Consider the following 14,590-nt stretch of genomic DNA (forward strand, 5'->3'; position numbering starts at 1 on the left):
CTTTGAAATGGCCTGTATAGGAATAAAACGAAATAACAGCAAAAGGTTAAAAAAACCGTGCCAAAAGCACGGTTTTTAAAATGAATCTACTAATTGTTCAATAAAACAGACTTGATGAATTCCTCTATTTTCTTCATACTATCTGCACTTATTCTATTAAATTCCATTTTAACTTTTCGGCCAGTTTTATTCGTACTAATTCTCGCGTATTTATCTTTGTTTTCAAATTCAGCTAGGTCACAAGTTGTCCATGTGCTCTTTGGATTTTCATCATCTAAATTATTTACTGCTTGCTGAATTCTATCCATGACAAATCTTTGTGCGTCATCAATATCAAGGTCGCCAGTCTGACTTAATTCAGATTTAACTTTGGATACAACGTCATCAATAAAGAATTTGTTTCTCTCAATGTATTTTTGAAATTTTGATAATTTTGCGTAATACGAATTCGGAATGGCTTCACAATCAGGGAAAAGCTCAATTAAAGAATAATCAATATGAGCCGCCTGAGTTCGCTTCGAAACAGATACGTGCGTCATGCCAAGAAAAGCAGCAAGCTCTTCATTGGTAGTAAAGTTATTTTCCTGCATAATCTTCAAATACTGCAAACCAACTTCCCGGTATGAAAATTTTCGTGATGTTTGGGTGGCAGCAATGATAGATCTGATGTTGTCTTCCGTGATGGTTTCAGGCAGGACCCACAAAGGCAGGTCTTTATTTGCCTGAATGCAGCAGTAACGGCGGCGACTCCCTTCAATTATCAAGTACACATCATTTTGCTTTACTGCAATCCCTTCAGTATCAACACCTCGTGCTTTTATTTGCTCCAAAATGTCACGTACAGCATCAGGATTTAGTGCTTCCTGATTACGTGGGTTTAATGGATGAACGACTGTGGTGGCCTGCACGTTCGCAGCCGGGACCAAAACAAACGTGGCTTCGACCTTCTCTCCTGCATTGAGGTTAAAAAACCTCTTTGCCGGTGCATTAGTTTTGAGAGAGCCAAGTCCAGATGCATGTCTTATCTCTGTGCGCTTAGGAGTGCTGACGTAGCGGGATTTGTCACTACCAATGTGCTGTTCGTTGCTCATGCATCCTCCCGGGATTTTACAGAGAAGCTTTTAATCTCATTAATAAATTGATGATAAACGGTTTTAACAGAGTCCTCAGCTATATCAAGCTGTTTGGGAGGACAGAGTTCTTCTGACTTTTTGATATCCAATACAGAGCGTCCACGTGATGCAGCTGCCTTAAACGCCTCTGAGTTTTTGATGTTGGTGGTCATAAACAGGTCCTGGACAGTCCGAACTAATTTATCCAAGACGATTCGTTCGTATGGACTCTTGTCATCGACATTGACCGCCAAGACTTTAAACCATTTCAGATTCTCCCCTTTGCTTGGAGACTGTTTAAAACGTTCGCTTATAGTGAGCATAAAATCAGTGGTGGAAGCATAATCGTACTCACGCGGTGAAACTGCAACTAGAATGCCGTCGGCACCTTCATCAGCAGCCCATATTATCGGGGAGTCTTCAGGTGGTGTATCCATAATGATCAGGTCATATTTCTTTTTAAGAACTGGAAGTATGACATCCTTAAACCGCAACAAGAGTTCAGTGCGCATTTCCTTTGAGCATTGCCAAAAGTGATCTTTATAGCGGGCATCAGTAGGGAATGCGGTAATGATATCGAGGTTAGGAAGGTGGGTCGTAAATGGCATATTACGAATTATATCTTCTTCAGAATGACCCATATCGAGATACTCTTTATATTCGGAATTTTCTTCGTAAATCCCGAGCATGGCATCAACGATTGTGAGAAAAACATCATCTTCCTGGATGTTCTGAATCATATTGCTTCCGATTGAGCCTTGAGGGTCCCACTCGATCAATAAAACTTTGGCGTTCAATTGTAGGTCCAGTGCCGATGCAACTGCTAGAGCGACTGATGTGGTGCTCTTTCCCGTCCCGCCTTTATAGTTCTGCGTCACGATAGCTCTGCTTGTATACACATCGCTGTATCGCGGGAAATCGAGGGCTTCCATAATATTCTGGACATCCCAGCGTGTATAAAGATGGTTTTTGTTCTGAAAAATGGGTGCGTTCACCACGCCTTTTGCTTCTAAGTCAGAAATGACTTTATTAAAGGTCACTCGCGACATACCGAAAATATCAGAAAGGCTTTTTTTGTTAAGACAGTGATTATAAATAAGTCGGTCAACGCCATCGACGCTGTCATCTGAAACATTGACTCGTGAAGCCATCGTTAACGATTCTTTCAGTGAGATTTGTTCCGATTTCATTCGCTGGCCAACAAGGGCAATTTTTTCAATCAGATTCATACTGTCAGGCTCCATTGCTCTATTACTGAGTTTAAACGCATTTTGATTCAGAGTACGTATAGTATGGCAACTTTACGCATATGCGTAAAGTTTACGTATAAAGCGTAAATCTAGTGCATATGCGTAAAGTTTACATGTTTAAAGCACAAACCGCTATCGCGTTTGCTGCTCGGTTTTAAGTAATTTCGTTTAGGTTTTTTAAAGATTTGAAACAAAGGCTTTTGTAGAATATGGAAGTAATCGCAAACTTTCTTCTTTCACTTAGTCTTGAAGGGTGGCTATTAAGTGGTTTAATCGATGCGTACTGTATCTATCGTGACCGGTCTGGCTGGTTATTAAGGGGTTAAATCGCAAGGGAGCGTGCTTTATGTGCCCGGGCTGGCTGGCGATTAAGGGGGTTAAATCGCAAGGGAGTGTGCCCTATGTGCCCGGTCTGGCTGGCGATTAAGGGGGTTAAATCGCAAGGGAGCGTGCTTTATATGCCCGGTCTGGCTGGCGATTAAGGGGGTTAAATCGCTAGGGAGTGTGCCCTACGTGACCGGGCTGGCTGGCGATTAAGGGGGTTAAATCGCAAGGGAGCGTGCCCTATGTGCCCGGTCTGGCTGGCGATTAAGGGGGTTAAATCGAAAGAGAGCGTGCTTTATGTGCCCGGGCTGGCTGGCGATTAAGGGGGTTAAATCGCAAGGGAGCGTGCCCTATGTGCCCGGTCTGGCTGGCGATTAAGGGGGTTAAATCGCAAGGGAGCGTGCTTTATGTGCCCGGGCTGGCTGGCGATTAAGGGGGTTAAATCGCAAGGGAGCGTGCCCTATGTGCCCGGGCTGGCTGGCGATTAAGGGGGTTAAATCGCAAGGGAGCGTGCTTTATGTGCCCGGGCTGGCTGGCGATTAAGGGGGTTAAATCGTAAGGGGGCGTGCTTTATGTGCCCGGGCTGGATGGCGATTAAGGGGTTAAATCGCAAGGGAGCGTGCTTTATGTGCCCGGTCTGGCTGGCGATTAAGGGGGTTAAATCGTAAGGGAGCGTGCTTTATGTGCCCGGGCTGGCTGGCGATTAAGGGGGTTAAATCAATGGTCAGTGCGCTTAATGTGAACGCGACAGTTTGAAAATAATTTGGGAGAAGCATTTGATATGAATGACGAGTTTACATTTACCTGTTGACGCCCTATTAGAAGCGCCAACAGATAGTGTTCTACTACTGTACGCTGGTAACAGGTTCTGACATGAAGGGTCTTAGCTCAAGATAAACAACAGAAGCATTAGCATCGTTCGTGACCTTCAACGGTGATTTACCTGGCAATGCCATTGTGGCCACATCAGGCCCTGCGACGGCGAAATTATTTTCAGCGCTAGGTTGGACAGTGAAAATTTTAATAGCAACATTCTCATGCCTAAACATTGAAACACCGAATGTCGACCCCGCCTCAGTACTGCTCACTTCAACTTGTATAGGAGTATTACCGAGTACTTGGTTAGTTAAAATATTCTTAACTTGGGCTCCCGCAGGCTGAGAGATTATTTGATATGGATAGGAATGAGCAAGAAAGCCAACAAAAATCAAAGATAGTAGTATATTTTTCATAATTAACTCTCCGGTTCAATAAAATTCAAGTAAAATGTTTGAGTGAATTTGACAGCTTTTGTTGGCTGCATACCTGGGCTGTTATACGAGACCATAAAGTCTAATTGCAGAGATTCAGTGCTTTCTTCTTTGATTGAAATATTGCTGAAAGATTGATTTATAAAATGAGATTGATCTTCATTATTGAAACATAAACCTAATAGCCCGAGCGTCGGTAATCTGTATGTTTCAACGGTACCAGGCGACACAAGCGATTTGTTTCTGCTTGAATACGTACAGCGACTACCTGCAAGGCTAAGCCCACTGAATTCAATGAAATTACGTGTGCCATTTCTAACAATCATCCAGGCTTCAGTTCCCGCACTCGCTACCTGAAAAGATACCTTCCCATCCACGTGAGAAGCAGAGTTTCCCACCTTCACGGAATCAAAATCAATTGAAGGCAGATGGCTAATCCTTGATTCAATGCTCTGACACCCGGATAGACAGGCAAGAGCTAAAATAAATCCGATTTTTTTCATTTCACACCAATAACAATTGTTTTACCGGCTGTTAAAAAATAAACGTTTTCACCGGAGTGAGAAAAAAGTTCTTTCGTCCAAAATTTGCTACCGCCAATTGCTCTGTTTTGTTCTAGCACGTAAACAGGTTCGGAGAATTGAAACTGTTGCTTTTTAGTAATTGTTCTCGTAGAAAACATTCGTCCCCCCTCCAACACAGTTCCAATGACGGTGGGCAAATCCTGGGCAGGATGATCTTTAGGCCGGATTACCTGTTTTTTACTAAATCCGTAACTGGAATAGTCAGTGCTGGAATGCTGGGATATTGCTTCAGATAGTTTGAATTTCCCGCCTTGATCAGGGCCGAAAATAGCCAAAACCTTTTTGGTTTTATTCGTAACTGCAACAATTGCCTGAAGTGGGGTATCACCAAGGTCATTTCTGAATGCAATCGTAAGTTTTGATAAAGGTTCAAGCCAAAGAACTTTTGAGCCTGAATCCTCCTTACTCACTTCCAATGGTGCAGTAAATAGGAACCCATTTTTTGCAATGGCTGAATATGATAAAGCGGGAATAACTAAATTGAGAAAGCTTGCGTTGGAAGCATTCTCGATTGTTAAAATATTTTCGGTAGTGAGGCTTGTCTTGAATATAGGCAATTTTCTCCCATTAATTAGCCATTCACCATTTTCTTTGGTGGCCTTCAGAGTCAATAATTTTGGGACCGGCTTAGCAGTGCTAGGTTGCGATGCACTTTGATCGTCGGCAACAACACTATTTGAAACCATGGAAACAAAGGCAACCAGCAGTGTAGCGCAAGTCTGTTTAATTAAAATCATAATTGATCCATCACATGGTTATCTGGAGAGAAGATGTCTAATGAAGTGGATTTGATATTCATTAACCCATTTTTTAACTTTGTCATTTGATGTGACATTATCGATGGATTATTCATTGTCTTTAGTTCTACTAATGTAATCGCTGGGTTATGTTCTACCGATATACCCGGGGCCATTTTTGAATCCCTGATGTTTGAATCAAAATCTAACGAACCTGTGTTTATATGAAGCGAGTTTCCGACTATTAATGGCTGATTGGTTAATGGCTTATCATGAATTTTTCGAATGCTATTTACTGGGTTGCGTCCTAGAACCATCAAGTTAACCCCTTCAATTATTTTTGGAGTGATTGAGTGATCCATTCCATAGAAAAATTGTCCCTGAAAGCTAGTTATGTTTATATTATTGAATGATTTCAATGCATTATATGTGTCTTGGAATGAGTTTCTAACAGGATAGTAATCTGAAGCACTGACTCCAACACTGATGGAGCCTGGCAAAATGGCATGCAGTAAAATAGGGAGCTGCGATGCCTTTAATCTGGTGATCAAGCCTTCTAAATAGTATCGATTTATGTTTTTATGCCAACTCCCACCATGGCTGACCCAACGCTCGTTTTCAAAAGTGCTCGGATAGAACTTTCTTCTGTCGGGGTTTTCCGGGAGCAGCTTCATCAGCATGAGTTCACCTGCACCCGCCGCTGAAAAAAAATGAATATGTCGTGCTGCGAAAAAGTTACTTTCGATTGCCGTTATTAATTCGAGTGGTTCCGGCCCGTAATCGAAAAGGTTGCCAGTTGACAAAATAACAACCTCATCGCTATCGGAAGTAATTGAGTTGAGTAAATGACAGAGAGATGAGTAGTGCGCATATATATCAGCAATAAAAAAAATTCTTCCTGAAAAATTAGTTAGGTCTAAAGTCTGAACATGCTCGTCTGCCATAACATCCCCTAGTTGAAGTTCATCAATCATACCTGAGCAAAATGAGCTTTTTTTTTGCTATGTCAGTTGATCCAAGGCTTAAAGCATTTTTGAGTATTTAAATGTGAAATCAATGATTCGAAATCAATAATTCCTGCGATACAAACTGGTTACATTAAGTAACCAATATATATCGCTTATGAAAGATAAAAAGGACAGATTCAAATATAACAGTCACTTACAGTGAATTAGCGCGTCCAAATTGTTGTCATTAAGTAATCAATAAGGTATAACTATTGCTGTGAAGTCGTACACAAAAAACTAATTGCGGGGTTAATTGAAATGACAGAATTACAAAAAGCAAAACTCGTTATGGCTGGTACGGACATTAAAGAACAAGTTTCCGAACCTTTAAAAGTTGTGATTGATGATGGTAGTAAAGCAGCGAAATTTGTAAGCCTTGATGCGAATGGTGACCTGGTGCCTCAGCTGACACATAACAGTTTTGTTGAGGGATTCCGGGTTAAGCATGAGGGGACAAACCCGTTTAACTATCTTATCGATGGTTTAGGCCAATACTCCTATCATAGCGAAGCTACTAACGCGCTTGAAACGACAGACGTTTCTCATCAGTACGATGAAATTAGCCGTCTGAACGTGCATCATGCACTTCATTCTTCAGGGATCACGCCACAGGATGTGCATCTTTACGTGACCCTGCCTCTGAGCCAGTTCTATACCTCACTCGGAGAAACAAATAATGAAAATATCCAACGGAAAAAAGACAACCTCATGAAACCTGTTGAACGCTACTTAAATGGTGTTCGGCATTCGTTCAACGTGTTATCAGTTACTGTTTTCCCTGAATCTTTACCTGCTGTAACCCGGGCTGAAGAAATTAATGGGCTTGAATCGTTTGAAGTAAGCTTGGTTGTTGACCTGGGCGGTACTACGCTTGATGTGGCCAGTATTACGGGAAAACTTGAGCAAATTTCTAAAGTGCGTGGATATGATCGTATTGGATGCTCTATCGTATACGATGAAATTCGCCGCAAGCTTGAATCAGTCAATCTTAATAATAGTAATGCTTTCATCCAGCATCTTATTGAAAACCGCAATAATATTGCTGGGATTAAGGTTAATGAAAAGCTTAAAGATGAAGTCTTTGGAGCCGTTCAAGAGGCTATTGGTAAACTTCAAGCTAAGGTTTTGAAAGCAGTCAGTGAAGTAGAAGAATACCCACATTATGTTTTCCTGGTAGGGGGGGGGTCTTATTTGATTTCTTCTGCGGTTGAAAGCCATTTTTCAAATTCAAAAATTATCATGGTCGATGATCCACAATTTGCTCTGTCTCTAGCTATGGCTGATACAGTCTATGCCTCTTGAGAGGGTAAGGTTAAATGGATAATGATTTGAAAAATATTGATAAACAAAGTGACCGGATTCAAATTAGGGCATTTTGGCTTTCTAAAAAGCAAACGCCATATGTTTATAAGTATTTTAAGAATAAACGATTCACTAACAAAGGTGACATGGTTTTTGAAATACGAGATTCCATTACAACCGGCATCGTGTTAAATAATTTCGTGCCAGGATTGGCTAATTTCATTGGTTCCCTCGGTGATAGATTAACCCTGGAAAAAGTCATAAGTTTCATTAACCTCATGACTGACCAAAAGTCATTAGATAAATCAATGAGTGATGACGAAATAGAGAAAATTGCGAGCAAAATTAATTTAAATCTTTTGGATAGTGCTCGGCAATCATCTTCTGAGCAGCTGGGTAGCCAGTATGTCGCAAATGAAACTGGTATTACCAGTTTGACCAAAACTACTGATTTAAAACAAAGAATGCCGATTTTGAGCAATGAGTCGTCACCCGAAGTTGCGCAGCCTGTCACAAATTCGGTTAAAGCAGAAAGTTCTCAAAGACTGGGTGAAAACAACACAAATCCTGAACATCTAACGAAGGAAACTACACCAGAAGTGTTGAATTTTTTAGATGCAACGCAAGAGACTAAGGTGGATAGCCCGAACCGCCTAGATTCGACAGAAATCAACCGGCGCGTAAAAAGAAATCGAAAGCCCCTAAATCAATTAGGGAACCTTAGTAAGTAACTTGATTGCAGTGTAAACTTCTGGAAAGGTTATAGAATCTTGCTGTGACACTACAAAATGCCAGCTTACAAGCTGGCATTTTTGATGCTATATTCAGTTAAGTGCCCATTTTTATTGTTTTTATCTTATAGGTTTTTTTACTTTGAAAATGCGATCAAAGTAAAACGTAAAGCTAGATAATTGATAGTAATAAAATGTAATATAAACATGTCTGCTAAAGTGCATTTTGAATGCAGTTTTCTTCATGCAATAGATGCTTTGTTAAATTTAGTTAAGTAAAAATATTAATCCAGAGCTTAGGCTGTATTCAAAATCCTTAGGTTACCATTAAGATTGAGTAACCTGCTGATAACTAGAACAAAGGTCGGAAACATGTTAACTCGAAATTCTCTTTTGCACGGTTTGAGGCGAGATCAGTTACTCGAAGTTCTTGAGATCTCGGAGTTACCCATTGTTCCCATCGCTAGCCCTTTCGTACATCCAGAAACTTCAGGCATTGCGCCGATTACCTTTAATATTGATGAACTACATGTGGCTATCTCACCAATTTCGGACCTTAACTTCGATTGGTCATGGGCACCTGTTGATACAATTCTCATTGAGGTGATCATTCCGCCGGTTGATTTTGAGCGCGTTAAGGCAGAGGACACTTTCCTCAGATATTCGGGAATGGGGTACATACAGTGCGAACCGGGTGGAGCTTCAATAACACGAACTGTGACATTTGTCGGTGGAACTACCATAGATAACTTACTGCACCAGTTAAAGATGATGTGCGTAAGCGCATTACACCTGCTAGGAGAAGATCTTGACGAGTAAAGTTAAGAAAACCGGCCTTGTTGCTTTAGTCAGTTGTGCAGCTGCGATCAGCGCGATTTTGCTAAAGCCAGCGTCGATTGTGCCTGACCTTAACGATTTCACCGCAAAGCGTTTAGAGTCATCTGGAGTTTTTAATGCATGCGATAAGGAAGCGTCGTCCCTAAAAGTTAAGGTTACTGGCAATGACGGATTACAGGTTAATGGCATTCAATCAAAAGTAACTTTTTCCACTAAAGTCGCTATTGAGAAAGCTGACCTGAAGTGTACCGGTCTCATTCCTGACGAGAGCAGGGAAGTCAGGACTGGAGTTTATTCACTAAATCTAAGTAAAGCGGCTGGTGCACTTGTGATTTCCAATCTAAAGAATTTGCAAACTGATGAAGCTCTGCCGGGAGTTTGGGTGTATCAATGGGTGAAGTGATTCTAAACGATGTGCTGGTGCATCCTCTAAAGCACAAGACCAAGTTGTTTGGGAAAAAGTGCGCGCTTGCTTTCGAGATAAATACCTCAGCGGAACAGGGTGTAAGCCGAACTGAATATATTTCTTCTTATGACAACTATTTTCTGAGTCTTGAGGTTGCTCCATCAAAAGACCCAAGAGAATACGACTGGAATTCAGCAAATAGTATTTTCTTTAAATTATCACAAAATGAGGTGTTAGCGTTAACCTCTGTTTTTTTGCGTATCAAGCCTGTTGTTGAATTTCGGAACAGAAAGACCACTCACCGAACTCACACTGCGTATAAGAATCTTACTATTGCGCACAATCAGGGAGAAGGACTATACCTGAGTGCAGGCGTCATACCTCTTAAAGAAAGTAATTTTCCACGGATCATGCACTCCCTACCGATTAACCAAATGGATTGTCTGAATACAGGTATGTTCCTTCTGGGGTTTCTCACCCTAAAAATGCCATGGATGAATTCAGAATCTATTATTACAGCGTTGCGCCTATCTGAATCAAAGCAGCCTTCAGCTTAAATCCTATTCCCTTTTACGAAAAATTGCATAAATTTAATGGCCTATAACTTCGAATCGATCGAATTCTTTAGCGTAATGTTACGAAAATTCTGCGCTAATCTACAGGAATTCATCATGAGAAGATCAGGAGTTGGGTTAACTCTGTTGTTATCGTTACTTGCGCCTCTAAAAATGGCCCACGCTGAAGCCATTATGATTTCCGGTAAGCTAAAAGCAGAAGTTCCAGAACTTGCTTTTGACGCTGGGCCTGGGGCTTTCGTTGCATTCGTCAATAACAACACCATTACTGCAACCGGAAAAGGGACGGCTTGTAATGTGACTGTTGACGACCGAGCAATTTCAACGGTAGATAACTTGGCATGTTTTTTTGAATGGCTTCCAAATACCTATGGGCTAACCTCAAATGGATTTGCGCTTTCAGGTATCTCGAAAGTATCAGGCGAGCTGAAGCTGCCTTACCGCGTTTCGTACTTTTCAGGTTCCGAGCGAAAGCAAGTCGAAATACTAAAAAGTGAATATGTGATTAATGCCGTTGTTCCTATAAAACCAGTCATTCTGGGCGTAAAGTCCACGGTTAACGGTAAGGTCCTGGACGGCAATAACATTTACTCGTACATAAAAGATGAAGCTATCAAGGACATCTCCGTTACGGTCGAGCCACGTAACTTTGTCCAGTATGTTTCAATCGGCAATGGGGCCGCCTGCGAAGTACCGCTGGGCGCTTCCTCTTGTACCATTGAAGTGGGAGGTGTCAAATTCAGCGATTCTGATGTACTCCAGGGTACGAGAACGATTTCAATTACATCAAACTCCAAAAACAACTATTTTGCTCCTCCATCCAGTTTCCCAATCACGCTGAACTGGGACTACCGTCCACCGGTTGTTGACCATACATTGTGGAATCTCACAGATGAGGCCCGGATTATCAATGTTGGCGGTAAGGACATCTATACCGGTTCGAAATCTGTGGCGGTGGCGGTAAAGGTTCCTCAGCAGGGAGAAGAAGGGGAATGGTGGCTTCCGACAACGATGAGCTTAGATCTGGTCCCGGATGGTGTATTTAAACCAGTCACAAAAGTTACTTTGGATGACGGCTCTGTCATTGACTTCAAACAGTCATGGGCAACACCTATTCGCCGTACCCTTCAACCAGTAAGTGGGCCGCAGCGGGTTGGTGATGAGTATTTATACATATTCGACCTTACGGACCTGATCAACGGATCTTATGCAGCCAGCTTCACTCTTGAGAACAAAAGTAAGAACAACTCAAAATATGATGAGCCTGAAAGCAAACTCATGTTGTCTGATGACCCAACGCTTATGGTGCTTAAGGACGGTAAAACGCTTGGCAAAAGGGAGCCAGTTTATTTCCTGAATGAAATAATTGTTGCGGCGTATCAGGGGCAGGCTGGGGTTGCCGATATTAAAATGGTTACCATTGATAATAAAGCCGTCACGCTGACCCCGACAAACATTAAAGGTATCTACTACCTGCCTGCCGGTGATGACCTGACCGTCAATGAAGACCATGAAATTTCCGTAATGGCCGAAAACTTGTATGGTAAGAACGTCAGTTCTAGCTCGGTTTTCACCTACCAGCCGACAGGGTTCACCATGAAAGGCCTGGAGAAGAAAGATCTAAGGCTTTACTCAAGAGTAAGGCAGTATACGGAGCTGCTTAGTCAAACGGCGGGGGATAAATGTACGTTGTTCACCACTGAAGAAAACGCGCTCGCCTATTTGTCCTGGTATGGTGAAAAATCCGAAGTGACTGCCTGTTTCCCGCAGTGGAACAATGTGCCGGATGGCATGGAGTTCTACTTCAAAGGACGGACGCCAGGTCTTACAGGTTTCTTTAACAAGACGGGTGAAAACCTGCTTGATTACTACGTACTAATGGTAAACGGGAAAGGTTCTAAAGCCATCTCTACCAGAAACCGTTTTGTCCTCAATACACACCTGCCGTACAACCCAATCATAACTTACAAGAAAAGTAAGATGATGGCCGGGATTAACGCCAATACCGCGTTGGTGTACACGACAGGTGGAGAGGCTGCAAGAATTCTGGCAAAAGTAGTGCCTGCCGACATCGGCATTTCCATCTCACAGAACGGCGGTACGGCGGTCAAAACAGCATATAAAAACCGATCTTCAAGCAGCGATTCCACAACGTTCACTCAGCGAATAAAAGTGGCAGCTGCGCCGCTGTGGACCAAAAATGTGATGGATATCGATGTGGTCTACACCAAAGATCCTGAGCTCCGGACGAAGGATACTCTTAACATCTATACAGTGCCTGATTTTAATATCAGGGCGGCTATGACTATCGATGACAAGAAAATTGCGACAACGATGGATTTGCCGATCACAGTAAACCTTGGGCGGTACTCCAATGCGACCCGTAAAAGCACATTCGACCGCGTCAATATGGGTGACTGGGATGTAACCATTTATTCGCAGAAAAGTGTGTACGGAAAGGACCCTGTATCGGGCCGCTACAAAACAACCTATGAAAGGACGCCGCTCACCGGGCCATTGCCAGTCAACGATTCCGGTGAGGTCAAAACCTCCATAAAAATTGAGAATATGGATCTGGGGAATATTCGTCTGGTTGCCGTTGCACAGGTCCGTTCTCCATTCGCAGATTTTGTAATGAAGCGCGAGTCCAGCGCAATTGGTATCAGGGTTTTCAAGGGTGAGGAACTGGAAGGAAACTTGTCGAAGAGCCTTATCATTGGCAGGATTCCACTTAGTACACTGGTGTCCTTTAAGACCAAGAGCACGGCTAACGCAGACGCACTTGCACCAACGGAGTGGCAGTCTTCTGCGGACAATGGCGAAACCTGGCAATCACTTGAAGATATGAAGGCCAAGCGTAGCGTTAACATCCGAAAAACCGTTGTGGGCAAATGGCAGTATCGCGCAAAAATGACCAATAAGTTCACAGCCAAAGAGTCCTATACCGATATTCTGACTGTGGTGACTTACAAGGAGCCGAAGCTCAGCATCGACGTAACCGATACGCTGGAAGGAAGTGATGTGCCTGTGGCGCTAATGGACAATGAGGAGCCCATCCCAGAAGGTACGGCAGAAGTCCTGTGGTCAGAGGATAAGGTTAACTGGACCCAAGGCGGGCCGACCTATACCGTAGCCAGTAGTGATTCGCTCCCAACTACTATCTACGCTAGGATGCGCTACCTTGATTCTGATGAACTAGCAGAGGGGTCTTCTTGGAAAGAAACTTCGGCTAAATTGTCAGCAGAAAAACCGAAGCGCCTGTCAGTGTCAACCAGTGGATCTTCTAAAACAGAGGTTGGCGAAAAAGTAACTTTGGTTGGTAAATTCACTAATCCGAATAGCCGCCTGCAAAACGGAGACAAAGTTACTGAAGAGTGGAAAACGCCTGATGGCCAGACTATTAGTGGACCAAATCTTTCGATCACTCTGACTGAGGCGATGCTCGATAAACAAGGGTATGCTGCATTTGAGTACAGTGCCTGGCTGACGGATAACAAGGAAAAAACCGTTTCGACTCGCAGAGTGTCGATCAAGTCGTGGGTTTACAAGTTCCCTGAAATCAAGCTGAACACGAAGCTTAAATACGCGATGTCGCCAACAAACTTACATGTGTCGTTGTCCGGAGCAGATGATAACGATTACCCGGGCGTTACATACTCGCGTGAGTGGATCTACGATAATGCGGATCTGGTACTGACCAAAGATGATGGTGACGTTAAAGATTTTGCTATAACTAAACCGGGGAAATATACGCTTGTCTTGGTATTCAAGGATAACCGTAACAATGAGCAGCGCATCGAAAACACCTTTGTCGTGGACGAACCGGCACCGATGAAAGTTGAAATGACGCCAAAATTCTCAAATAAGTTTATGCGTTCCCCTCTCGACGTCACATTGCGGTCCAATATTAAGCTTTCTCACTCAGCTGATAAAATTGATACCGTGACTTACAAGGTGAATGGCGTTCCTGTTGAAGGAAGTAAGAATTACTGGGCTCAGCTTATTCCGGGCTTAAAGGAGAATAAGTATAAGGTAACGGTAGAGGTCGTCAGCCAGCAGGGGCAAAGAGGATCAGCCAGCGTTGACTTTGATGTCGTAAAAAATGCGGTGCCTGTGTGTTCACTTAATTACACAGAAACTAACCTGAGCTGGAACTTCACAAATAAATGTGAGGACCAAGATGGAAAAATTGCCCGCTATGAATGGTTTATTAATAACGAACTGCGCAACGTTTACGGTAGCTCAGCAACGCTTTCCAAAAATCTGAATCGAGGTAAACAAGATTTGCGGGTTGTTGCATACGATGACAGCGGCGATTCCGTAACGCAGCATTTGACCGTGTATGGTCCAGAGGAACAAGAAAAACCAGCATCTAAAGAACCAGAGCTGTCTGCGGAATAAAAAGGCATCAGTAATATGAACCCGGGCGATAGCTCGGGTTTTTTATTTCTGGGGAAAGTAACTTTTTACGCCTG

The 14,590-nt window shown here is 42.8% G+C and carries 12 protein-coding genes; 6 read left to right on the top strand and 6 right to left on the bottom strand.

Features of this window, described 5'->3' with window-relative positions; all coding sequences use genetic code 11:
* Window positions 1-89: 89 nt before the first annotated feature.
* From JBO43_RS18160 to JBO43_RS18185, 6 genes are all read right to left on the bottom strand, one after another.
* Window positions 90-1,091 carry a ParB family protein gene (locus JBO43_RS18160; RefSeq protein ID WP_202668479.1) on the bottom strand — a complete coding sequence of 334 codons (1,002 nt, stop codon included), beginning with the start codon at window positions 1,089-1,091 and terminating at the stop codon, window positions 90-92.
* Window positions 1,088-2,341 (bottom strand): AAA family ATPase, encoded by a 1,254-nt coding sequence (locus JBO43_RS18165; protein ID WP_202668480.1) that lies wholly within the window; start codon window positions 2,339-2,341, stop codon window positions 1,088-1,090. The genes JBO43_RS18160 and JBO43_RS18165 overlap by 4 nt, the downstream gene beginning before the upstream one ends.
* Window positions 2,342-3,531: 1,190 nt before the next feature.
* Window positions 3,532-3,918 carry a hypothetical protein gene (locus JBO43_RS18170; protein ID WP_202668481.1) on the bottom strand — a complete coding sequence of 129 codons (387 nt, stop codon included), beginning with the start codon at window positions 3,916-3,918 and terminating at the stop codon, window positions 3,532-3,534.
* Window positions 3,919-3,920: 2 nt separating this feature from the next.
* Window positions 3,921-4,439 carry a hypothetical protein gene (locus JBO43_RS18175; protein ID WP_202668482.1) on the bottom strand — a complete coding sequence of 173 codons (519 nt, stop codon included), beginning with the start codon at window positions 4,437-4,439 and terminating at the stop codon, window positions 3,921-3,923.
* A complete protein-coding gene (locus JBO43_RS18180; RefSeq protein ID WP_202668483.1) occupies window positions 4,436-5,257 on the bottom strand; it encodes a hypothetical protein in 822 nt (273 codons plus the stop codon). The genes JBO43_RS18175 and JBO43_RS18180 overlap by 4 nt, the downstream gene beginning before the upstream one ends.
* Window positions 5,254-6,201 carry a metallophosphoesterase family protein gene (locus JBO43_RS18185; RefSeq protein WP_202668484.1) on the bottom strand — a complete coding sequence of 316 codons (948 nt, stop codon included), beginning with the start codon at window positions 6,199-6,201 and terminating at the stop codon, window positions 5,254-5,256. The genes JBO43_RS18180 and JBO43_RS18185 overlap by 4 nt, the downstream gene beginning before the upstream one ends.
* Before the next feature lie 321 nt (window positions 6,202-6,522).
* On the opposite strand from JBO43_RS18185, the gene parM reads away from it, so the two are divergent.
* The 6 genes from parM (at window position 6,523) to JBO43_RS18215 (ending at window position 14,516) form a co-directional block, all read left to right on the top strand.
* Complete coding sequence (parM, locus tag JBO43_RS18190; protein ID WP_202668485.1) at window positions 6,523-7,566, top strand: plasmid segregation protein ParM domain-containing protein; 1,044 nt, start codon at window positions 6,523-6,525, stop codon at window positions 7,564-7,566.
* Window positions 7,567-7,580: 14 nt separating this feature from the next.
* Window positions 7,581-8,297, top strand: coding sequence for a hypothetical protein (locus JBO43_RS18195; protein ID WP_202668486.1), 717 nt, complete (start codon window positions 7,581-7,583; stop codon window positions 8,295-8,297).
* A 372-nt stretch (window positions 8,298-8,669) separates the two neighbouring features.
* Complete coding sequence (locus tag JBO43_RS18200; protein WP_202668487.1) at window positions 8,670-9,116, top strand: transfer repressor; 447 nt, start codon at window positions 8,670-8,672, stop codon at window positions 9,114-9,116.
* Entirely contained in the window at window positions 9,106-9,537 is a 432-nt protein-coding gene (locus JBO43_RS18205; RefSeq protein WP_202668488.1) for a hypothetical protein, read from the top strand. Before JBO43_RS18200 ends, JBO43_RS18205 begins: the two co-directional genes overlap by 11 nt.
* Window positions 9,525-10,097: a plasmid transfer protein gene (locus tag JBO43_RS18210; RefSeq protein ID WP_202668489.1), complete on the top strand. Its 573-nt coding sequence runs from the start codon at window positions 9,525-9,527 to the stop codon at window positions 10,095-10,097. The genes JBO43_RS18205 and JBO43_RS18210 overlap by 13 nt, the downstream gene beginning before the upstream one ends.
* A gap of 114 nt (window positions 10,098-10,211) precedes the next feature.
* Window positions 10,212-14,516: a hypothetical protein gene (locus JBO43_RS18215; protein WP_202668490.1), complete on the top strand. Its 4,305-nt coding sequence runs from the start codon at window positions 10,212-10,214 to the stop codon at window positions 14,514-14,516.
* Window positions 14,517-14,590: the final 74 nt, after the last annotated feature.

This window comes from Lelliottia jeotgali (genome assembly GCF_016771845.1).
GTDB lineage: Bacteria > Pseudomonadota > Gammaproteobacteria > Enterobacterales > Enterobacteriaceae > Enterobacter > Enterobacter jeotgali.